Below are 20,762 nucleotides of genomic sequence, written 5' to 3'. Positions count from 1 at the left end.
CCGGGGGTGAGTACCTTTTAGGACTCATCGCTCCGGAGCCCGTGACGTGTCCGTTGCCCCGTTCCACCTCGCCTTTCCTGTGGATGACCTCGCCGCGGCGCGCGCCTTCTATGCCGGCCTGCTGGGCTGTCGCGAAGGGCGCAGTTCCGATCAGTGGATCGATTTCGACTTCCACGGTCACCAGATCGTGGCCCACCTCTCCCCCAACGACGTACACCGCAGCGCTGCCAATCAGGTGGATGGGCACGCGGTGCCGGTCCGGCACTTCGGCGTGATCCTCGAGTGGAACGCCTGGCACGCGATGGCCGACCGCCTGCGCAGTCTCGGTATCGTCTTCATCATCGAGCCGGGGATTCGGTTCGTCGGTCAGGTCGGTGAGCAGGCGACGATGTTCTTTCTCGACCCCGCCGGCAATGCACTCGAGTTCAAGGCCTTCAAGGATCCGAGTCAGGTCTTCGCACGGTGATTCGCTTCGCCCTCGCGCTTTGGCTCGTAGGTGCGCCGCTGGCAGCGCACTCGCACCTCTTTGGTGCGGCGCACCCCTTGATCGCCCAGACGCAGACCAATGTCCCGCCTGCCCTCCGCAAGATCATCCCGCCGGTGCCGACGCCGGAGTCCTTCGTCTCCGACGCGAATCACGTGCTCACCCCTGACGCGCACGCGGCGCTCGATGCGCGCATCCGCGAATTGCAGGGAGCCGGGTTCGGTGACATTGCTGTCGCGATCATCGCCGACATCGGCGATTACTCGCCCAACCAGGTCTCGGTCGCGATCTACCGGAACTGGAAGGTCGGCAGTGTTGCCGCGATCGGTTCGGCGCATCGCGATGTCGGCGTGCTGCTGCTGATCGTGCCCAAGGAACTCGCGCCGAACAAGAAGGGGCAGTGCTACATCGCCCCAGGCACAGGCGCCGAGGGGATTCTCACCGACGCCACCAGTGCATCGATCTGCCGTGACGCCATCATCCCGTTTCTCAAGACCCGCGATTACCCCATGGCGCTCACCGCCGGTGTGAACGCAATTGCCCTGAAGCTCCAGGGCGACGTGGGACTCGCGGAATCCACGAGTACCGCGATGCCGATCGCCGGGGCCCCGAGCGAGGAGCGCCACGGGCCGTCGCCCCTCTGGTTCATTCCGGGCGGGATCGGTGCCACACTTGCCTCGCTCTTTGGTGTCCGGCGCTGGCGGCGAAATCGGCCGCGGAAGTGCCCTCGCTGCGGTCGGCAGATGACGCGAATGAGCGAAAGCGCCGACGACTCCCAGCTGGTGCCCGGGCAGCAGCTCGAGGAGCAGCTCAAGAGCGTTGATTACGATGTCTGGGAGTGCGTCTGCGGCGAACACCTCGTGCTTCCCTACAAGGCGATCTTCAGCAGCTATTCCGAATGCCGGGAGTGCCATCGCCGGACGGCAAAGTCGACGCGCCAGGTGCTCCAGCACGCGACGACATCCTCGAGCGGGCTCGCCCACGACACCTACGTCTGTGCATCGTGCCACGCGTCGTGGGTTGTCAGCGTGACGCTGCCGCGCATCAGCGAATCGTCGAGCAGCGGTGGCTCGTCGGGCGGTGGTGGCGGCTCGTCCTTCGGCGGGTCGGGGTCGAGCAGCGGCGGTGGAGGCGGCGGCGGCTACTGATGTTTCTTCTCGATGTCGCTGGCCGACGGCTCGCCCGCTACCTCACCAAACCACGACACGATCGTGTCCACTCGACGACCGCCCCACCGACGGCGCTCGCGGCCGCGTTGCGCCCCGGCGATGTCCTGCTGATCGAAGGAAGTTCGCGGATCTCGTCGGCCATCAAGTACCTGACGCAGTCGACCTGGTCGCACGCGACCCTCTGCATTGCGCCACCCGACCTGACCGCAAAGCCCGGACTCGAACCCTCGGTACTCCTCGAGGCCGATGTGTCACGCGGCGTGCAGCTGGTCCCGCTCTCCAACTACTCCTCGCTGCACACCAGGATCTGCCGCCCGGTCGGGCTCACGGCGCAGGAAATCGGCGCCGTCATCGAGTTCGCGATCCACCGTGTCGGACATCAGTACGACATGAAGCACATCTTCGACCTCGCCCGCTTCCTGATCCCGAACCCGCCGGTGCCAGTGCGCTACCGGCGTCGGCTGCTGGCCATCGGCAGCGGCGACCCGACGCGTGCCATCTGTTCCGCGCTCATCGCCGAGGCGTTTCACACGGTCGGCTACCCGATCCTGCCGACCGCGCGCTTGCTGCCGCCGGCCGACCCGATCGCCCTGGCTGACCACAAGGAAGCGCTCCATATCCGGCATCACGCGCTCTTCACGCCGCGCGACTTCGACGTCTCCCCCTATTTCGAGATCATCAAGCCGACCCTCGAACAGGGCTTCGATCCGCATCGGCTGCAGCTCATCACCGACCCATTCGAGATGGCGCTGGGCGATTAGATTCGGGCAGGCATTTTCCCTCAGGAGTCAACCATGATGCGCATTCTCTCCCGATCCCGCTTCGTCGCGATCGCACTGCTTGCAGCGTGTGCCAAGGCCGACACCAAGGCCGCCACGGATACCACTGCGGTGGCCGTGGCGCCGGCACCAGTCGCTGTCGCCAAGGACAGCGCAACCCTCGAGACGATCAGCTACGCCCCAGCGCTGAACATCGATCTTGCAGCCTCGACCAAGCTCCCGTCCGGCATGTACATCCGCGATCTCAAGGTCGGCAAGGGTCCAGCCGCGAAGACCGGGATGCAGGTGAGCGCCAACTACGCGGTCTACTTCACCGACGGCAAGCTGATCGAGACCAACGACAAGGGGCCGCCGATCACCTTCACGCTGGGTACCCAGGGAATCATCGCCGGCTGGAACGAGGGATTGGTGGGGATGAAGGTCGGCGGAACCCGCCAGCTCATCGTGCCGTCGGCACTCGCGTATGGCCAGTCGGGACGAGGGGAGATCGGGCCGAACACTCCGCTGTTCTTCACAGTCGAACTGCTTGGGGCGAAGTAGTGCTGCTGCGCAACATCAGCAGAATGCTGCTCCCGGCCTCACTCGTGCTGGCTGCCTGCTCAAGTCCCACCGGAGAGAGTCCCGTGATTGCCATTGAAGCGACCAATTTCGCAACCGCGCTCGGCGTCAATCTCGCCGGCTCAACCAAGCTGCCATCGGGGATGTACATTCGCGACCTCGACGTCGGCACCGGTACCGCGGTCGCCAATGGGCAATTGCTCTCGATGCGCTACACGGGCTGGCTTGCCAACGGGACGCAATTCGATGCCACCGGCACCAAGCCACCATTCCAGTTCCGCCTCGGCAGCGGCCAGGTCATCGCCGGATGGGACCAGGGTGTCGCGGGGATGAAGGTCGGCGGCAAGCGTCAGCTCGTTATCCCACCCGCACTCGGCTACGGCTCGAGGACGAACGGGCCGATCCCCGGCAACTCGGTTCTGGTGTTCAACGTCGAAGTGGTGTCGGCACAATGAGCGGCGGGGCGCGGCAGTTGCTCGTCGCACTCACGCTTGCCGCGACTCCCCTCACGGCGCAGCAAGCGCCACGGCTCGAACACTTCACGGTGACCGTCGACGGCCACCCCTTCGCCGTCTGGGCGCGCCGACCGCTCCATCCCAAGGGCGTCATTCTCCTGCAGCACGGCTCGACCTGGAGCTCGCTGCCCGACTTCGACTTGCAAGTCCCGGGCGACAATCGCTCGGTGATGGTTTCCCTTGCCACGCGCGGCTACGCAACCTACGCACTCGACTTGCGCGGCTACGGTGCCACGCCGCGGGACTCGCTGGGGTGGAACACCCCCGATCGCGCCACCGAAGACCTCGCCGGTGTGCTCGCGTGGGTCGCAACGAAAAACCCGAAGCTGCCGAAGCCGTATCTCGTCGGGTGGTCCAATGGTGCGCGGGTCGGTCAGCTGCTGGCGCAGCGGCACCCCGACTTCATCTCGCGGCTGGTGCTCTACGGCGCGCCGGCGATGCCCGCGACTCAGGCCGCGCCAACGCCGTTTCCCACCACCGCCTCACCGCATCGCGCCAACACCGCCGAGGCCGCGGCGAGCGACTTCATCTCTCCCGACATCACGCCGAAGCGGGTGATTGACCTCTACGTCAAGGCGGCGCTCAAGGCCGACACCATTCGGGCGATGTGGACGGCGCAATACCAGTGGGGCGCGCTCGACCCGGCCAAGGTCACCACGCCGACGCTGCTGATTCAGGGCGAACACGATCCGGTCGCACCCTTCGACGCGAGCCGCAACATCTTCAGCAAGCTCGCCACCGCAGACAAGACGTGGGTGATCCTCCCCGGCAGCGATCACGCTGCTCTGCTGGAAGACACCCACGCATCGTTCATCGCGGCGATCGTTTCGTTTCTCGAGCGACCGCGGGTGACGCAGCACTAACTGATATCGGGCACTCGTCGCCCTGAGCAAAGCGAGGGGGCGGAGTCCGGCGCCCGCGCTGTCACCCTGAACGAAGTGAGGGGGCGGAGCTCTCCTGAATTGCTGTCACCCTGAACGAAGTGAGGGGGCGGAGCGCCGTCACAAAAACGGTGCTCCGCCCCCTCGCGTTGCTCAGGGTGACAACTCCATCATCCATCACCCATCACCCATCACCCCTCCTGCATCACTTCCCTTCCGGCTCCCGGTTGCCGCTGTCGAGCATTCCGCCACGCGTCACCAGCTGCGCCGCCAGCACCGTCTGAATCACACTGGCGATATTGTTGGTGGCCGTCTCCCCCGCGCCGGTGCCATTCCCTGAAATCGTGATCAGCTTGGCAGTCGAGAGCGCCGCGGCAATGGCCGGGGCGATCTCCGGCAGCATTTCGATCTGGCGGTAGCGGAAGTAGCTCTCACCACCCGCCTGGATCGCGGCATTCACCTTCTGGATGCTCTCGGCCGTTGCATCTGCCACTCGCCGGATGCGGATCGCTTCGGCATCGGCACTCGCCTCGGCCTCGAGGCGGACGCGGGCGGCATCGGCGCGCGCCTGCGCGATCTGCGTGGCATCGAGCTCGGCCGTGCGCTGCAGGCCGGCGGCCTCCTGCCGCTTCGCCTCGGCCGTCGCGATCAGCGCCGCGTTGGCCGCCTTGGTCTGTTCGAGTTCACGCTGCTTGTCGGAAATCACCCGCTCGGCATCGATCTGCGCTTCCTTGGCGCGACGCGACTGCATCGCCGACACGATCTCGGCGTTGGCCTGGGCTTCGGCGGCAGACTGGCGCCGACGCGCCTCGGCCACTTCGGACTGCACGATCTTGATGTTGAGCGAATTGAAGATCAGGCCAAGGTCGGTCAGTTCGCGCGAACAGGCCTTGCGGATGATGACGGCGAGCGGATCGTCTTCATCTTCGATCATGTCGCCTTCGCGTACCATCGCGGCGGTCTGCGGTACCGCCGTCGCCACCTGCATCTGCTGCCCTTCGCCGGGAAGCAGCGAGCGCATCGCACTCGGTGTCGCCTTGGCGCTGAAGAGCTGATCGTGCGTGAGCAGGTTGATGGCGCGACGGCCCGAGCTCGACAGCAGGTCGGTGAGGGTGTTGAGCTGATCGGCGTCGTTCTTCGAGAAGAAGCGGTTCGCCGCGGTACGGATCAACACGTCGCTGTCGCCCACCGAGACGATCGCACTCGCGAGCACCCGCACCTTGATCGGACGCGGCGTGCTGAACTCGTCGATGTCGGCCGTCTGGTCGGTGATATCAAGATCGACGTTGATGACCTTGCTGCTGATGGTGGTGCCCGTCGTCAGCAGCGGGATCTCCTTTGACTTCCCCGGTCCGCGATAGATCACGGTGCCACCGTTGAGCCAGCTGACCATCCGGATGGTGCCGGCCTCGACGTTCTTGAGGAAGGACGCTACCACGAATGGCATCACGACGAACGTGAAGACCAGTACTCCACCAGCAATCAGCACACCTGTCGACAAAAACGACGGCATATCAGACTCCACTAAGGGGATTCGTTCGGGATACTACAGCCGGGTAACGGTGCAGCGATTTCGTTCGGCGTCGATCTCCTCGATGCGAACACGATCGCCCGCGCGAACGCGGTCACCCGCGAGGCGCTCGGCCGCGGGTAGCGTGGCCAGCAGCTGCACCACGTGACCATCCATCTCGATGGCGACCATTCCGTTGCCCTTCGCATCGAAATTCGACACGACGGTCGCCTCGCCAGTGACGGTGGATTCGAGCGTCATCGCGGGGTTGGAGCCGAATCGCATCACGAAATTCCAGATCGGGACGACCAGGAATCGTTCGAACGCGAAGCCACCGGCAATCGCGAGCAGCAGGAGCGGCAGACCACCGAGCAGGGGCTGGAAGAGCTTGCCGCTGACGCCCACGCCGAGGAGCACGGAGAAGATGATCCGCGGGGACATCAGTTGCCATACGGGAGAGAGATGGCCGCCCGGCGAGTGGGCAGCGCCGGCATGATGGCCGCTGTGACCGTGGTGCCCGCCGCCCCCGGTGTGGCCGGAGTGGCCATGGCCGATACCGTGGCCGTGCGCCCCGCTATCGTGCCCGTGACGACCAAGCCCCGTCAGCGCCATCGCGACGAGGCCGATCCCGCCAAGCAGGAGTACCAGCGTGTAGTTGTCCATCCCGGAGGGAAAGCTAATGGCTTTAGCGTCCCGCGCTGGTCGTCCTCGCCTGGTAGAGCAGCGTCCGGAAACGATCGTGCAGCTGGGAGCCGTTGGCGGGAAGCAGGTTGGTCATCAGGACCGCGACGATCCCGTCGGCAGGATCGATCCAGTAGGTGGAGTGATAGGCGCCACCCCAGCCGTAGAGTCCGGCGTTGCCATAGACACCGGCACGCCCCGGATCGAGCAGGACGGAGAAACCGAGACCGAAGCCGCTCTCGCTGCCGCCGTAGAGCGTGCCGACCTGATTGCTGGACATCAGCGCCACCGAATTCGGCGAGAGCAGCCGGGTTCCCTCGAGTTCTCCGTTGTTGGCAAGCATCTGCAGAAACCTGGTGTAGTCACCAGCCGTGGAAATCAGGCCAGCGCCACCCGAGAACGAGAGGCACGGCCCGCCGACGTAATCGCCCTGACCACGGGGGCCTTCGGCCGCGCGCGTCAGCGTGCCACCGTCGAGGGAGTAAACCGTCGCGAGCATTGCGGCATCGGCCTGCTTCACACAGAACGATGTGTTGAACATCTTGAGCGGGGCGAAGATGCGTTGCTGGAAGAAGTCGCTGAGCGACATGCCCGACGCGCGCTCGATGACACAACCGAGGATGTCGGAGTTGTAGCCGTAGACCCACGCCTCACCTGGCTGGGCGACCGCAGGGAGCCGGGCGATGCGTTCGATGCTCTGACAGATCGGCTCGTGCTTGTCGGCGAAGTACCAGCCGTAGCCCGCCTTCGGGCCGAGTTCCTCCTGGGCGTAGGCCGCGCTCACGGCCGCGTCGGTGCCATAGGAATAGCCGGAGGTCTGGGTCAGCAGGTCGCGCACAGTGATCTGCCGCTTGGCCGGGACAATCCGGCGAACCTTTGTGCCGGCCGAATCCACCATCGCCGACACGGTGGTGGTCGCGAAAGCCGGAATGAAGCGCGAGACGCGGTCGCTGAGCCCGAGTCGGCCCTCTTCGATCAGCAGCATCGCCGCGACCGAGGTCACCGCCTTGCTCTGCGACGCGATCCTGAAGCGGGTCGCGAGTTGCATTGGGTGCTTGCTCTCACGGTCGGCCATCCCCCACGCGCCCTCGAAGATCACTTTCCCGTGCCGGGTCACCATGGCGGTCATCCCGGCGACCCTGTTGCTATCGACGGCCTGCTCGAAGAAGTGTTGCAGGCGCGTGAGCCGGGCAGCCGAAAAGCCTTCCACTGCCGGAGCCGCGTGAGGCAAGGCCTGTGAACACACCGGGGAGGCCCCGACAATCAGGAACGCGGCAGCAATGGCGTGACAGCGCACAGGCGGACTCCGGAGGGAGGAAGGCAATCCCAGACAATCCGCCGGATTGACCTCCTCCGCAAGGCCCGCAGCCCCGCCGGCAGTTGCATCCCGCGCCGAGCGAAGCAGTATTCTGCATTCTGCTGATTCGCCTGCCACCCACCCGCGAGAGCTCATGGCCGAACCGATGCCCCAGACCCGAGAGAACCACGCGCGCTTTGTCCCGGCCTGGCACTTCGTGGCGTGGCCGATCCTCTTCGGACTCTTTGTCTGGGCAGTGATTCGTCTCGTCAGGAATCCGTCGGCGGATTCGATCGGCGATGCCCTACTCCAGTTCGCGCTGCTGATTGTGCTGGTATTCGCCCGCTGGTTTGCTTTGCGAGTGCAGGACCGGGTCATTCGCCTTGAGGAGCAGCTCCGCTTCCAGCGACTCTTTCCCGCCGCACTCCTCGTACGCATCAACGAGTTCACCAGGCAGCAGTACATCGCGCTGCGGTTTGCCTCCGATACCGAGCTTCCGGAGCTTGCGCGCAAGGTGCTCGACGAGAAGATCACCGATCAGAAGACCATCAAGGCCCTGATCCGTACCTGGCGTCCCGACTACATGAGGGTTTGACGATGAGCAACAATCCACGACGCGACTTCCTCGGCTGGCTCGGTGCCAGCGCGCTCCTTGGCGCGACCGCTTCACCGCTGGGAGCCAGCGCACCACCGAGCGAGTCGGACCCGCGCGCACTCGCGGTCGATTACGACATGACCTGGACCGACAAACTGACGGGCAAGTACCGCGCGGTGTTCGACTCACCGGAGGCATCCGAAGGCGCGGCACTCTTCCGGGCCATCGTCTGGCAGGATCACTACAAGGCGGTCTACGGTACCGACCCCAAGGAGATGACGCCGGTCGTGGTTTTCCGGCACGCTGCCATCCCGCTGGTGATGAACGATGCCTACTGGGAGCGTTTCGAGGTGGGCAAGGAAACCAAGATTCGTGATGCGAAGGGTAAGAAGTGGACCAAGGTCAATCCGATCCGTGCGGCGCCCGCAGGGTCGCCACCCGCCGCGTCGAAGTACACGCTCGAGACGTTCCTCGCGAACGGTGGCATCGTACTGGCCTGCAACATGGCGTTCTCCGAGATCGTCGGCGCGTTCATGAAGGCCGACAAGCTCAAGCGTGATGAAGCGCGGAAGAAGGCGCTCGAGCAGCTCATTCCCGGGGTGATCCTGCAACCGTCCGGCGTCTTCGCTGCGCTCCGGGCGCAGCAGGGCGGCTGCGCCTACCTGCTCGCGAGCTGAAGGAACTCCCAGTGAGCGCTGCCACCCCCTGGCTGCTCGCGCATTCGGTCTGGCCCACCGTGCGCGAGCAGCAATACGAAGTGGCGGTGCTGCCGTGGGGCGCGACCGAGGCCCACAACACCCACCTTCCCTACGCCACCGACACCATCCAGGCCGACGCGGTTGCCGCCGAGTCGGCCCGACTTGCGTGGCAGGCGGGGTCGCGGGTGGTGGTGCTTCCTGCGATACCGTTCGGCGTCAACACCGGCCAACGTGATATTCCGTTCTGCATCAATCTCAACCCGTCCACGCAGGCCGCGATTCTCGCCGACATCGTCGAGACGCTCGCGCGCCACGGCGTGCGGAAATTCGTCGTGCTCAATGGTCACGGCGGCAACGACTTCCGGCAGATCCTCCGGGAGCTGCAACCGCGGACCACGATCCTCCTCTGCCAGGCGCACTGGTACACCATCGTGAATCCGGCGCCGTTCTTCACCGAACCGGGAGACCACGCAGGCGAACTCGAAACTTCGGTGATGCTCCATCTCGAGCCGGCGCTGGTGCGACCGCTCTCGGAGGCCGGACCTGGTGCCGCGCGATCGTTCGCGATCGGTGGCCTGCGGGAAGGGTGGGTCTGGGCGCAACGGGAATGGAGCAAGGTGACCGACGACACCGGTGTCGGAAATCCCGCACACGCGACGGCGGAGCGCGGAGCACGCTATTTCGCCGAGGTCACCCGGCGCTTCGGCGACTTCCTGCACCAACTCGCGCAGGCGGATCCGGAGGCGATGTATGAGTGATCGAGGAGCCCGCTAGTGCTGCATCTGCTATGTCAACTCGCCGCATCGGGAACCTCGCTCGTGCTCCTCGGTACCGGGATGCCGCGGCCCAACCCGGAGGCATCCGGGCCGGCAACCGCGGTCGTGGTAGGAACGCGGACCTTTCTCTTCGATGCCGGTGCCGGCGTGATGCGCCAGCTGGCCGCCGCAAAGCTCCCGATCAATGGTGTGACGGCGCTGTTCATCACTCACCTCCACAGCGATCACACACTAGGTCTCCCCGACCTGATGCTGACCTCGTGGGTGATGGGGCGGCGCACTCCGATGGTGGCATTCGGACCACACGGATTGCAGGCGATGACCGATCATCTTGTCGCGGCGTGGAAAGATGACATCGATATCCGCGAGCACGGCCTCGAACAGGAGGCGCCTGGTGGCTATCGCCTCGATGTCCACGAAATCAGCACGCGGGTGCTCTACGACAGTGCCGGCGTTCGCATCATCGCCATTCCGGTCGAGCATGGTGACTGGCCCGAGGCCTATGGTTTCCGGATCGAGACCCCGGGGCGCGTCATCGTGATATCGGGCGACACGCGCTACAGTGCGGCGCTCCAGGCCGCCACGCGCGGCGCCGACATTCTCGTCCATGAGGCCTACCCCGAAGTGCGGCTGGCACCTGAGAAGCGGCCCGGCGGGGAGTCGTGGCCGGCGTACATGCGCGCCTTCCACACATCGGATGTCGAGGTCGGGCGGCTCGCCGCGGTCGCGCAGCCGAAGTTGCTGATCCTCCACCACCTGGTGCGGATGCAGGGGACGGACGCAGAATTGCTGGCTGGTGTGAGGCGCGGCGGCTTCACCGGCCGAACCGTCATCGGGCACGACCTCGAACGCTATTGAGGAAACCGAACCCCGGTACCTTCCGTCGTGCGCAGGATGAAAAACACCCCATACCGCCTCACTGCCGCGCTGCTGCTCTTCGCGCCGGCACTCCTCGCCGCCCAGGCCCCCTCGCCCTGGACCCCGCTCGGCCGCCCGAGAAAGCTTGCGCCGCGCCCCACGACTTCGGCAATCACCTCCGCAGACCTGATGACCCGCCTCTACCGCTTCGCCGACGATTCGATGCGCGGCCGGTTGCTCGGGGAGGAAGGGAACTACAAGGGCGTCGAGTACATCGCGAGCGAGATCAGGAAGTACGGCTTCGAGCCGGCCGGCGATAACGGCACTTTCTTCCAGACCATACCGGTCTACGACCGGACCTTCGATACCACCAGCACCATCAGCGTCGATGGCACCCGGCTCACACTCTGGTCCGACTACGCCCCGCGCGACCAGGGAGAGAAGGCCCGGTCGATTGATGGAGCCGCGATCGTATTTGGCGGCACCGTGGGTGACCCGGCGACGATGCTCCCGGCGGCGCAGGCTGCCGGAAAGGTCGTGATGGTCATTGCTGGTCAGCCGGTACCGGGGAACCCGCCCGGCACCGCCAACCGCGGCGCTCTCACGGCCCAGTACGCCACCGCCGCGGGAATCCTCGTGGTCGGTCTCGACCGGATTACTCCCGAGGGGCTCGCGATCTACAAGGTCCCCAGTCAGACCTTCGTCGATGGTAGCGGCCCGGAGACGCCGAGCTACGCCTACATCACGACGCGAGTCGCCGACCTGCTCCTCGGCGCACCGGTCGCGTCGGCTACCCTCGGCGCCGCGGGCAAGACGGTGAGCGGCACCCTCCGATTCGCGAATCGCCCGATGCAGTTCCCCGGCCGCAATGTCGTCGGCATCCTCCGTGGCTCCGACCCTGCCCTGCGCAACGAATTCGTCGCCATCGGTGCGCACAACGACCACATCGGCACCGACAACTCTCCGGTCGCGCACGACTCGATGTACATCGTGAACCATCTCTTCCGGAAGAGCGGCGCGGATGATCCGCCGCCGACCCTGACGCCGGCCGACGCTGCAAAGGTCAACGCCGCGCTCGCAGCGATCCGCAAACAGACCCACGGTGCCTCGGCGCGACCCGACTCGATCTACAACGGTGCCGACGACGACGGTTCGGGGTCGATGAGCGTGCTGGAGATCGCGCAGTACTTCGCCTCCCTGAAGGTTCGCCCGAAGCGCTCGCTCCTTTTTGTCTGGCACGTGGGTGAAGAGGAAGGACTCTACGGGTCGCAGTACTTCACCGATCACCCGACCGTGCCGCGGGAATCGGTCGTCGCCCAGCTCAACATCGACATGATCGGGCGCGGTGACGCGACCGATGTCACCGGTCAGCGCAAGGCTGGTGGCGTGGTCACGGGCGGTCCCGACTACCTGCAGCTGATCGGCTCGCGGCGCCTCTCCACCGAACTGGGCGATCTGGCGGTGAAGACCAACACGGTGGGCAAGCACGGATTGAAGTTTGACTACGAACTCGACGCTGACGGCCATCCGCAAAACATCTATTGCCGCAGCGATCACTACGAGTACGCGCGCTACGGCATTCCGATCATCTTCTTCACCACCGGTGGTCACGCCGACTATCACCAGGTGACCGACGAGCCGCAGTACATCAACTACACCCACATGGCCCGGGTCGCACGCTTCGTGGCCGATATGGGCACCCGCGTCGCGAACCTCGACCATCGTCCGCTGGTCGACAAGCCGAAGCCCGACCCGCACGGCGCCTGCCAGCAGTAGGTCGAAGGGGGACGGGTGATGGGTCACGGGTGATGGGGAGTGCAGGATGACACTCCGACCCGTCACCCATCACCCATCACCCGTAGTTCCGCAGAAACTCCATCAGCCGGTCCACATCGCGCTGCACGCTGCCGAGGCCGAGCGAGGCGCGCAACGCCCCGACGGCGCGCCGACCGAGCGCTGCGGCCGCGTGGGGATAATCGAAGGCCGGCCCGATCGCCGCGAAGCGGGATGCGGCATCGGTCGGAAAGTCGAGCGCCCGCTCGGCACATCCAGGATTGCAGAAGCAGCCGCCACGCAGCGCCAGGCCCGCGTCGGATGCCTTCGCTTCCACTTCCCAGAACGGCACCACGTCGCCGGTGGCCTCAAGCAGGGTAAACGCCACCGTGGCGCCGCGGTCGGCGCAACTGCGCGGGCCGTGGATTGACACCCGCGGTGCGTCATTCTCGTGCCGCAGTGCGCCGAGACCGTCGAGCATACTGGTGGTGAGCGAGGCGAGCTGACGGCGCAGCCGCGGTTGCAGCCCACGTACCATCGCAAGTGCCGGCGGCACCGCCCCGGCCGCGAGAAACGGCGGCGTCCCATCCTCGAAGCCTTCGGCGCCGTGGCGCAACCGGTGCACGCCGCTCTGCACGGATGCCCACTCCACTGTGCCGCCAGCGAACCAGGGGCGCTGCAACGCAGCAAGAGCGTCACGACGGGCCACCAGCGCGCCAAGCCCCGCCGGGTAACCGGCAATCTTGTAGATCGAGAGCACCACAAAGTCGGGGCGAACCGCCGAGAGATCGAGTGACATCGTCGGCAGATAGGCGGCTGCATCGAGCAGCACGCGATAGCCGAGCTGGTGTGCCACGTCGATGAGTTCGAGGGAGTGCCTCACGCCCGAGAAGTTCGACTGCGCGGGAAAGCCGAGGAGGCCACCATACCCTCCGCTAGACTGCGCCAGTACCTCTACCGGATCCAGCAACTGCAATTCATCATCGAGTGGAATGGTGGTAACCAGGGCACCACGCCCGGTCGCGAACTCGCGAATACCGTTGACCGAATTGTGGTTGTCGGCCGTGAGTAGCAGCGGTGTCGCTGCGTCGAACGGGTACGCTTCGCCCACCACGCGGCACGCCGCCGACGCATTCGCCACCAGGACCACGGCGTATTCGTCCGGATCGGCGTTGAGGAAGGCAAGGATTGCCTCGCGCGCAGCGTCGAGATCATGCGTGGCACCGCGTGAGGCGGCATGCTGCGAATGGGGATTGCCGAGCACCGTGCGATCGAGCCGGGCGAGGTCATCGCGGAGGAGCGACGCCGGGTGCAGCGCCGCGCCGCCATAGTCGAGATAGGTGAGCCCGGCCGCATCCACGCGTGACAGCTCACGCCCGCGCCACTCGCTGAACCAGCGATCGGAGGTGACTTCGACTTCTGTCAGCACGTATTCCGCCGCCGCTGCCGCCGGCCTTCGCCCGGGATTCGTTGCGCCACCGGTCGGCCACCGAAATAGTTGCTCAGGCTGCGGATCCGTGCAAAGTCCGCGTTTCCGGCGCTGTCCGTGGCTGGTGGAATCACTGGCGAAAGCACTTCCTGTTCCCAGGCCGAGAGTCCGCCGCGCAGTTGTCGTGCGCCGATTGCCCCGCGACGCTGCAGACGCGTGAGCGCATCACTCGAGAGTGTTGTCGCCTTGCTGTAGAGCACAATCGTCTCGTCGGGCGAGAACGACAGTGTGTCGACGTCGGTCGACGCGAGGTGAATGGCGCCGGGAATCTGGTAAAGCATGGTGTCGACCTGGTCGGACACCTCGATGACTCGCAGCCCGGCGCGACGATCGTGGATCCACCTTGCGAGATCGAGTGGCGCGACGTCGCTCACCGAACTGCCAGTGCGCGGGGCCTCGTCCGCACCGAGTGGCACCGCCGCGAACAGCGCCAGCACCGCGGCGATCGTGGTCAGCACCACGTGCGCGCTGTGTCGTACCGGATTGCGCTCGGTCCCGACGCGTCGTTCGATGTACCCGCCCACACCAAGCGCCCCAAAGGCGATCAGGACCAGCAGGGCAACGGTCACGCCGCTCGAGAGCCCCAGGTCGTGGGGCAGCGTGGCATCGGCGCGGAGTCTGTTCTCGGCGACGCGCCCGAGCAGCGGCCATAGTTCGGCAGTGACGAGCGTGCCAGCAAAGAGACCGGCGATCGTCGCGAGCCCGTCACGGCGACCGGTGCCGGCGGCAACGCACGCGGTCCCTGGGCAGAGCGATGCGATGGCGAAGCCCGCCCCGAAGATCACCGCGCCGATCAGCTGTGGCTGCAGGTCCGTCGGCGGGAGCGCCAGCCGGGAGAGATCGAGCCAGCCGAATCGACCGGCCCAGAAGAGACCAAGCATCGCGGTGATGATCGCCGAGAACATCACCTTCATCACGGTGAAGTCGCGGCCGGCGAGTTGCGCCGCGATGGTGCGTGGCACACCGAAGCCGGCCCGTTCGAGGGCGGCGCCGAAGGCGAGCCCGACAGGAACGGCCGTGACGGCGGGAGCGACCTCGAAAAGCGGCGCCATCACGGGATCACGCGCGAAGCGGCGAGGCGTCGCATCACGAACGCGGCGGCAAAGGCACTCCCGAAGGCCACCGGGATGAACAGCCATGCCCCGGTCGAAAGCATCGCACCACCGGTGAGCGCGAGTCCACTGGTGCAGCCATGAGCGAGGCGTGCGCCCGCGCCCATCAGTGCGCCACCCGAGAGGGCGCGAAGCAATCGAGAACGACTCTGGTCCGGGTCACCCGCAGCTCCTGCGCCACGAAGCCGGCCTGCGAAACGTGCCGAGAGCCAGGCACCAACCGCGACGGCGAGCAACTCCACCACCAGCCAGTCTCCGAGCAGCCCCGCCGGGCCATCGGGGATCCGGTCGGCGATGTAGGTACCCGACTGGGCGTGCGCTGGCGCCACCGCGTGCACGGTGGCAGCAGCCGCGCTGGCGAACGCACCGGACGCTCCGAGGCCGCGACCCGTCACCACCAGGGTGACGAGCAGGACCAGGCCCAGCAGAACGCCGGCGATGATCGGATCCGCGTAGGGACGACGCAAAGTCACGGCGCGCGCTTCGCGCTGGCCGAAGCGTTGTCGGTGGGGAGTTTGCGATTGGACCAGTCGTGGAACGAGCCGTCGTAGAGCTGGACCGGATGTCCGAGTACCCGCGCTGCGAGCAATACCACCGTGGCCTGCTGCCCGATGTGGCAGTAGACCACCAGACTGTCTCCCGGGCGCACGCCCGCCGCGGTGAACTTCTCCAGCAGTGCGGCGCGCGGCAGGAGTTGTTCGGCGTCGTCCACCAGGCTGCTGTAGGGAATATTGATCGCACCGGGGATATGCCCCTGCGCCATCATTGCTGTCTTCGGTCCGCTGAAGTAGACGCTTGCGCGCGCATCGATAAGGCGGGGCTGCACCGCGTGTTGCAGCGCAACAACCTGCTGCGAATTCACGACGGCGGCCGGGAGCATCTTGCCGGTGTAGTGGGCCGCTGTCGGAGCTGGTGGCACGACCGCGGTCACCGGATTGCCGGCGCGTTGCCAGGCCGCCAGCCCGCCGTCGAGGAAGAGCGCGCGGGTGCCGAGTCCGGCATACCCGAGCGTGAAGTAGAGCCGGGTCGCATTGTCGACCGAACCCGGACCAAAGACCACCACGACCCGAGTCTGGTCGCCGATGCCATTCCGTTCGAGGTTCTGCCGCAACTGCGCTTCGGGGAGCATCTCGAGCATCGGCATTTCGTCCGAGGCGAAATCCCGCTGCTCGGCGAAGCGGGCCCCGGCGATATGAGCGGTGGCATACTCTTCCGGACGACCGACATGCAGGAGCACCAGGTCGCGATCGTTGAGGTGCGCGCTCAACCACGCGGAGGTGACCAGCAGCTGTTCACCGGTGGGGAGCTGCGCACCGGCAGCAGCGACACCGGCCAGCAGCGCCCCGACGAGCAGTCGGATCTGTCGCATCGCTCACCCCTTCCTGGCGACGGGAGTCGCGGTGCTGTCGAGCGGCAGTTTGCGATTGGTCCAGTCGTTCATCGAGCCATCGTAGAGCTTCACCGGATGGCCGGCGATGCGCGCGGCCCAGAGCACCATCGTTCCCTGCTGACCGATATGACAGTACGCCACGACCGTGTCGCCTGGTGCGATGCCGGCGGCGGCAAAGATCTGTTCGATCCGGGCCTTCGGCAGGATCCGCATCGAATCGTCGGTGAAGGTGCCGAAGGGAAGCGAGACGGCGCCGGGGATGTGTCCCGCCTTGACCCGGTCGGTGGACGGTCCGAAGAAGAAGACGGAATCACGCGCGTCGACGAGACGGGCCCGGCCGGTGGGTCGCATCGCTTCGACGTACGCGTGATCGACAATGAGTGACGGCAACGGCCTGGGGGTGAAGTGGCCCGACTTGGGCACCACCACTGCGGTGGTGAGCGGTAGGCCCGCACGCTTCCATCCCTCGACGCCGCCATCCATCAGGAATGCATTCGCGCCGAGGCCGGCGTAGCCGAGGGTAAAGAGCAGACGAGTGGATGGGGTGCCCCACTCGTCGCTGAACATCACCACCACCCGCGACTGGTCGGAAATGCCGAGACGCTCAATCGCGGCCTTGAGTGAATCCACCGGCGGAACTTCCAGCGCCAGTCCACCCGGAGTCCGCGGCGCGGCGAGGATCTGCATATTCACGAACTGCGCCCCCGGCACATGCTCCTTGTCGTAGCTGCCCTTCTCTCCCACCTGCAGGAATACGGTCTTGCCATCGTTCACGAACTTCGCCGCAGCTTGCGGCGAGATCACCAGCTGCTGCCCGGTGGGAAGCTGGGCCACCACGGGAAGCGCGGCCCCCACCACCAGCGCGAAGCCGACGAGTGCAACGGGAAAGGCGATCGAAGACATGAGACGCTCCACGACAGTGACTGGTCCGCTGCGCGAGTGCGGCGGACACGCATTGAATGGTGCGCTGGGGTGCGCTCTGCGTGGTGGTGCTACGGTGTGGGAGTCGTGCAGGAGTTGTGCGGACCGGCAGACGTTCAGGCTGTGAAACGGTATCCCGTCTTGAACACGGTGTGGATGTGGCGCGGGTTGGCCGGGTCGACTTCCAGCTTCCGGCGGAGTTCGGCGACGTGCGAATCCACCGTGCGAGAGAGCACGAGCGCCTGATAGCCCCAGACCTCGCGCAACAGCACCGAGCGCTGGGCGACGGCTCCCTCGCGGCGCACCAGAGCCAGCAGCAGCGCGAAGGCCTTGGGCGAGAGCGTGACCGCCTCACCGGCTCGTGTCACCGAGTGCGCTGCTGGAACAATCTCCACATCGCCGAAGGTGATCCGCTCGATCGCCCCCGGCGACTCGGCCGTCGCGGCGCGACGCAGGAGCGCATGGACGCGCTCCAGCAGCTCCACGAGGCCGAACGGCTTGGTGACATACTGGTCGGCGTCGAGGCGGAAGCCGCGGATCTTGTCGGCCTCCTCGCCGCGCGCCGACAGGATGATCACGGGCAGGTGACGATGAATACCCCGCAGGGCGCGCAGGACCTCGAAACCATCGATGCCGGGAAGCATCAGATCGAGAATCACAAGGTGGGGCCGCCACGCGCGGACCAGCGGCACCACCTCGCGGCCATCGGCCACCGTGCGAACATCGAAGCCTTCCATGCCGAGATTCTGCGCCAGCAGCTCGGCCAGTTCGCGCTGGTCTTCGACCACCAGGATCCGCGACATCAGGCGTGCCCACCGGGGAATGTCACGATGAAGGTCGCCCCGCCACCGGTATTCTCTGCCACCCGTGCGGTACCGCCGTGGCGTTCGGCAATCTCGCGCACCACGGTGAGGCCGATGCCGCTGCCACCAGCCGCGCGCGTCACGGCCTCGCCCCCGCGCTGGAAGGGTTGCCAGATCCGGTCCTGCTCCTGCCGCGACACCCCCGGCCCCTGATCGGCCACCACGAGTCGCGCACCACCACCAGCCATCGCCTGCACCTTGACCCGCACCGTCTGCCCGTCCGGTCCGTACTTCACCGCGTTGTCGAGCAGATTGAGCAGCACCTGACGCAGCGCGCCGGCGCGCAGCGCGGCAACCGCGTCTCCTTCGACAGCCACCTCGATGCTGACTCGGCGTGGTGCCGCCAGCGGTGCGAACTCGGCCACCACACTGCGGACCTCGGCGGCCACATCGACCGGCTCGCGTGGTGTCGCGTCGTCGGGGCGCTCACCGCGAGAGAAGCGCAGTACGCCTTCCACCAGATGCTGCAGCCGCGTCACCTCACGATCCACCAGGGCCAGCGCCGCTTCGCGTCGGGCAGGATCGGCTTCGCGTCCGAGGCGGAGCATGTCGGTCACCAGCCGGATCTGGGTCAGCGGCGTGCGCAATTCGTGCGAGACATTGGCCACGAAGGTGGCGCGATCGCGTGCAAATCGCGCTTCACGCCGCAATTGCACCATCGCGACCACGGTGAGTCCGGCCGCCAGCAGCAGCAGGGCCAGCAGCAGCGGCAGCCGCGAACGCGGCAGACCGCCGATCGTGAGCTTGTCGGTCAGCTCCGGTCGAATCTGCAGCTGGATTACCATCTGGCCGTAGCTCAGCGGCAGCGTGGCCTGCGCCGGAATGCGCCATTGCGCCGGCACGTTCCAGCCGAAGAGCGCCTTCCCTCGCGTGTCACGCACCTGCACCGACAGAATGTCGCGATTGCTCCCCTTCGACGAGAGTGCCTCGGGAAGCAGGCCCGGCGCATCGAGCACATTCGCGAGCAGCGCTGCCAGCATTTCGCCGGAGTATTCGGCCGCATACACCATCGTGTCACCGCGTGCCGTCGGCATCAGGGTGCTGACGATCAACCGGGTGCTGTCGCCCTCGCGCCCCATGGCAATCAGCTGGTATCCCCAGGGAGAGCGCGGGGAGCGCGCGACCACGGTCAGCGTGTCCAGCAGCCACCGCCGCTCGGCAACACTGTACCCCGAATCAGCGGTGATGTACTGCTCTCGCGGCCGGTCGACCAGCCAGCCGGAATCGGGGGAGGTCGCGCGATTTCGCCCCACGTTCAGCGTGTCAGTCCCCAGCTTGAAGCCGAGAAATGCCATCGGCAACGGACCAGCGCGCGTCACGTGACAATTACAGGCGGGATCCCAGGGCAGATAGTGCCCAAGTTCAGGCGCATTGGGGATCCGCATCGAGAGATGCAGTTCGTTGCCGTGATTCACGGCGCCGAGGGCCTCACGCGCCATGGCACGCAACGCCTCGGTGAGATGTTCGCGGTAACTCCAGATCACGAAGGTGGAGTACCCCCAGAGCGCATTCCGCGCGACCGCTTCGTTGGAGCGCGCGCTGCGCTGCGCCTCCGCCAGGGCCAGCCCGATACAGCCGAGCCCGGCGAGCAGAAAGAGGAGCGGCCACCCGATGCGGGGAGAGGTCGAATCACGACGCATACCGTGAAGGTGGCCCCGCCGTATCGATGGGGCTAGGGCCGAGATGTGCAGAAGTGGTGGAGACCGTGCCAGTCTTCTCCTATTATTGAGCCCGTGAATCCCACCACCCGAATCCGCCGCGCGACCGTTGCCGACGCCGACCTGGTTGCCGCACTCGGCGCCCGCCTCTTCGTTGAGGCATATGGTCCGACTCATCCCGAGCCCGACCTCACCCCGTACCTCGAGCACGCCTTCGCGTCGGACCTGGTGGCCGAGGCGCTGGCACGACCAGGTGTGGTGGTGTTGCTGGTTGAAGGCGACGATGGCACGCTGATCGGCTACGCCCACACCGCCACCGGCGATGCCCCGTTTCCCGACGGCGTGGGCGGCAGCCGGGCGACCGGAATAGAACGCTTCTACCTCGACGGCAGGTGGCACGGACGCGGCATCGCCGACGCGCTGATGACGGCCTGCTGTGACACGGCCCGTGCCGCCGGTGCCGATCGGATCTATCTCCAGGTCTGGCAAGAGGCTCCCCGGCCGATTGCCTTCTACCGGAAGTCCGGGTTCGAGGTGGCCGGGTCGGCAACCTTTCGCTTCGGTGCGCGCCTCGACGACGACTTCCTGATGCTCCGGATGCTCTGAGCGCCCTTGCGGCGATTCCCGGCGAGACGCATTAGTTATAGAGCAGGTATCCGCTCGTCAGTGGCATCCCCAGACAAGTCAGTTCGTCGGCAAACCCGCACGGGAGTGTTCCGATGGCTCACGCGCCGCTTCCTCTCGCTCCTCGCCGA

22 protein-coding genes are annotated in these 20,762 nt (G+C 66.2%); 12 read left to right on the top strand and 10 right to left on the bottom strand.

Annotation, left to right across the window (positions count from 1 at the left end):
* Positions 1–46 precede the first annotated feature (46 nt).
* The 6 genes from V4558_07100 to V4558_07075 are packed head-to-tail and all read left to right on the top strand — an operon-like array spanning position 47 to position 4,368.
* Positions 47–466 (top strand): VOC family protein, encoded by a 420-nt coding sequence (locus V4558_07100; GenBank protein MES2305256.1) that lies wholly within the window; start codon positions 47–49, stop codon positions 464–466.
* Positions 463–1,632, top strand: coding sequence for a TPM domain-containing protein (locus V4558_07095; protein MES2305255.1), 1,170 nt, complete (start codon positions 463–465; stop codon positions 1,630–1,632). Before V4558_07100 ends, V4558_07095 begins: the two co-directional genes overlap by 4 nt.
* The gene (locus tag V4558_07090; GenBank protein MES2305254.1) at positions 1,632–2,414 is read left to right on the top strand and encodes a YiiX/YebB-like N1pC/P60 family cysteine hydrolase; all 783 of its coding nucleotides are present in this window, start codon (positions 1,632–1,634) and stop codon (positions 2,412–2,414) included. Before V4558_07095 ends, V4558_07090 begins: the two co-directional genes overlap by 1 nt.
* Positions 2,415–2,447: 33 nt before the next feature.
* On the top strand, positions 2,448–2,972 hold the full coding sequence (locus V4558_07085; protein ID MES2305253.1) for an FKBP-type peptidyl-prolyl cis-trans isomerase: 525 nt from the start codon (positions 2,448–2,450) through the stop codon (positions 2,970–2,972).
* Positions 2,972–3,445 (top strand): FKBP-type peptidyl-prolyl cis-trans isomerase, encoded by a 474-nt coding sequence (locus V4558_07080; protein MES2305252.1) that lies wholly within the window; start codon positions 2,972–2,974, stop codon positions 3,443–3,445. The genes V4558_07085 and V4558_07080 overlap by 1 nt, the downstream gene beginning before the upstream one ends.
* The gene (locus V4558_07075; GenBank protein MES2305251.1) at positions 3,442–4,368 is read left to right on the top strand and encodes an alpha/beta fold hydrolase; all 927 of its coding nucleotides are present in this window, start codon (positions 3,442–3,444) and stop codon (positions 4,366–4,368) included. Before V4558_07080 ends, V4558_07075 begins: the two co-directional genes overlap by 4 nt.
* A gap of 223 nt (positions 4,369–4,591) precedes the next feature.
* Here V4558_07075 and V4558_07070 read toward each other — a convergent pair whose 3' ends face one another.
* From V4558_07070 to V4558_07060, 3 genes are read right to left on the bottom strand one after another with little or no spacing between them, the layout of a single operon-like run.
* Positions 4,592–5,899: a hypothetical protein gene (locus tag V4558_07070; protein MES2305250.1), complete on the bottom strand. Its 1,308-nt coding sequence runs from the start codon at positions 5,897–5,899 to the stop codon at positions 4,592–4,594.
* A gap of 33 nt (positions 5,900–5,932) precedes the next feature.
* Positions 5,933–6,559 (bottom strand): hypothetical protein, encoded by a 627-nt coding sequence (locus V4558_07065; GenBank protein MES2305249.1) that lies wholly within the window; start codon positions 6,557–6,559, stop codon positions 5,933–5,935.
* A gap of 22 nt (positions 6,560–6,581) precedes the next feature.
* Complete coding sequence (locus V4558_07060) at positions 6,582–7,874, bottom strand: serine hydrolase domain-containing protein (protein MES2305248.1); 1,293 nt, start codon at positions 7,872–7,874, stop codon at positions 6,582–6,584.
* A 166-nt stretch (positions 7,875–8,040) separates the two neighbouring features.
* Between V4558_07060 and V4558_07055 the strand changes: the two genes are divergently transcribed.
* The 5 genes from V4558_07055 to V4558_07035 are packed head-to-tail and all read left to right on the top strand — an operon-like array spanning position 8,041 to position 12,577.
* Complete coding sequence (locus V4558_07055) at positions 8,041–8,469, top strand: DUF6526 family protein (GenBank protein ID MES2305247.1); 429 nt, start codon at positions 8,041–8,043, stop codon at positions 8,467–8,469.
* Positions 8,470–8,471: 2 nt separating this feature from the next.
* Positions 8,472–9,146, top strand: a complete 675-nt coding sequence (locus V4558_07050; GenBank protein MES2305246.1) for a hypothetical protein — start codon at positions 8,472–8,474, stop codon at positions 9,144–9,146.
* A gap of 11 nt (positions 9,147–9,157) precedes the next feature.
* A complete protein-coding gene (locus tag V4558_07045) occupies positions 9,158–9,925 on the top strand; it encodes a creatininase family protein (protein MES2305245.1) in 768 nt (255 codons plus the stop codon).
* Positions 9,926–9,940: 15 nt separating this feature from the next.
* Positions 9,941–10,801: an MBL fold metallo-hydrolase gene (locus V4558_07040; GenBank protein ID MES2305244.1), complete on the top strand. Its 861-nt coding sequence runs from the start codon at positions 9,941–9,943 to the stop codon at positions 10,799–10,801.
* A gap of 36 nt (positions 10,802–10,837) precedes the next feature.
* Positions 10,838–12,577, top strand: coding sequence for a M28 family peptidase (locus V4558_07035; protein MES2305243.1), 1,740 nt, complete (start codon positions 10,838–10,840; stop codon positions 12,575–12,577).
* Between the two features lie 76 nt (positions 12,578–12,653).
* On the opposite strand, the gene V4558_07030 is transcribed toward V4558_07035, so the two are convergent.
* The 7 genes from V4558_07030 to V4558_07000 form a co-directional block, all read right to left on the bottom strand.
* Positions 12,654–14,003: an aminotransferase class V-fold PLP-dependent enzyme gene (locus V4558_07030; GenBank protein MES2305242.1), complete on the bottom strand. Its 1,350-nt coding sequence runs from the start codon at positions 14,001–14,003 to the stop codon at positions 12,654–12,656.
* Positions 13,997–15,115 (bottom strand): YeeE/YedE thiosulfate transporter family protein, encoded by a 1,119-nt coding sequence (locus tag V4558_07025; GenBank protein MES2305241.1) that lies wholly within the window; start codon positions 15,113–15,115, stop codon positions 13,997–13,999. The genes V4558_07030 and V4558_07025 overlap by 7 nt, the downstream gene beginning before the upstream one ends.
* Complete coding sequence (locus V4558_07020; protein MES2305240.1) at positions 15,115–15,648, bottom strand: YeeE/YedE thiosulfate transporter family protein; 534 nt, start codon at positions 15,646–15,648, stop codon at positions 15,115–15,117. Before V4558_07020 ends, V4558_07025 begins: the two co-directional genes overlap by 1 nt.
* Positions 15,645–16,544 (bottom strand): rhodanese-like domain-containing protein, encoded by a 900-nt coding sequence (locus V4558_07015; GenBank protein MES2305239.1) that lies wholly within the window; start codon positions 16,542–16,544, stop codon positions 15,645–15,647. Before V4558_07015 ends, V4558_07020 begins: the two co-directional genes overlap by 4 nt.
* 3 nt (positions 16,545–16,547) lie before the next feature.
* Positions 16,548–17,468 carry a rhodanese-like domain-containing protein gene (locus tag V4558_07010; GenBank protein ID MES2305238.1) on the bottom strand — a complete coding sequence of 307 codons (921 nt, stop codon included), beginning with the start codon at positions 17,466–17,468 and terminating at the stop codon, positions 16,548–16,550.
* A 134-nt stretch (positions 17,469–17,602) separates the two neighbouring features.
* Positions 17,603–18,289 carry a response regulator transcription factor gene (locus tag V4558_07005; protein MES2305237.1) on the bottom strand — a complete coding sequence of 229 codons (687 nt, stop codon included), beginning with the start codon at positions 18,287–18,289 and terminating at the stop codon, positions 17,603–17,605.
* On the bottom strand, positions 18,289–19,989 hold the full coding sequence (locus V4558_07000; protein ID MES2305236.1) for a HAMP domain-containing sensor histidine kinase: 1,701 nt from the start codon (positions 19,987–19,989) through the stop codon (positions 18,289–18,291). The genes V4558_07005 and V4558_07000 overlap by 1 nt, the downstream gene beginning before the upstream one ends.
* Before the next feature lie 93 nt (positions 19,990–20,082).
* On the opposite strand from V4558_07000, the gene V4558_06995 reads away from it, so the two are divergent.
* On the top strand, positions 20,083–20,613 hold the full coding sequence (locus V4558_06995) for an N-acetyltransferase (protein MES2305235.1): 531 nt from the start codon (positions 20,083–20,085) through the stop codon (positions 20,611–20,613).
* Positions 20,614–20,762 lie beyond the last annotated feature (149 nt).

This window comes from Gemmatimonadota bacterium, assembly GCA_040388535.1.
GTDB lineage: Bacteria > Gemmatimonadota > Gemmatimonadetes > Gemmatimonadales > GWC2-71-9 > Palsa-1233.
Note: the sequence above shows the minus strand (reverse complement) of the source record. Positions and strands in the feature narration are given on the sequence as shown.

What these genes read in the sequence shown, in the direction of transcription:
- V4558_07055 (MES2305247.1), top strand. Translation starts at nt 8,041, where the DNA reads ATGCCCCAGACCCGAGAGAACCACGCGCGCTTTGTCCCGGCCTGGCAC.
- V4558_07035 (MES2305243.1), top strand. Translation starts at nt 10,838, where the DNA reads ATGAAAAACACCCCATACCGCCTCACTGCCGCGCTGCTGCTCTTCGCG.
- V4558_07015 (MES2305239.1), bottom strand. Translation starts at nt 16,544, where the DNA reads ATGCGACAGATCCGACTGCTCGTCGGGGCGCTGCTGGCCGGTGTCGCT.
- V4558_07090 (MES2305254.1), top strand. Translation starts at nt 1,632, where the DNA reads ATGTTTCTTCTCGATGTCGCTGGCCGACGGCTCGCCCGCTACCTCACC.
- V4558_07050 (MES2305246.1), top strand. Translation starts at nt 8,472, where the DNA reads ATGAGCAACAATCCACGACGCGACTTCCTCGGCTGGCTCGGTGCCAGC.
- V4558_07005 (MES2305237.1), bottom strand. Translation starts at nt 18,289, where the DNA reads ATGTCGCGGATCCTGGTGGTCGAAGACCAGCGCGAACTGGCCGAGCTG.
- V4558_07000 (MES2305236.1), bottom strand. Translation starts at nt 19,989, where the DNA reads ATGCGTCGTGATTCGACCTCTCCCCGCATCGGGTGGCCGCTCCTCTTT.
- V4558_07070 (MES2305250.1), bottom strand. Translation starts at nt 5,899, where the DNA reads ATGCCGTCGTTTTTGTCGACAGGTGTGCTGATTGCTGGTGGAGTACTG.
- V4558_07025 (MES2305241.1), bottom strand. Translation starts at nt 15,115, where the DNA reads ATGGCGCCGCTTTTCGAGGTCGCTCCCGCCGTCACGGCCGTTCCTGTC.
- V4558_07065 (MES2305249.1), bottom strand. Translation starts at nt 6,559, where the DNA reads ATGGACAACTACACGCTGGTACTCCTGCTTGGCGGGATCGGCCTCGTC.
- V4558_07010 (MES2305238.1), bottom strand. Translation starts at nt 17,468, where the DNA reads ATGTCTTCGATCGCCTTTCCCGTTGCACTCGTCGGCTTCGCGCTGGTG.
- V4558_07075 (MES2305251.1), top strand. Translation starts at nt 3,442, where the DNA reads ATGAGCGGCGGGGCGCGGCAGTTGCTCGTCGCACTCACGCTTGCCGCG.
- V4558_07085 (MES2305253.1), top strand. Translation starts at nt 2,448, where the DNA reads ATGATGCGCATTCTCTCCCGATCCCGCTTCGTCGCGATCGCACTGCTT.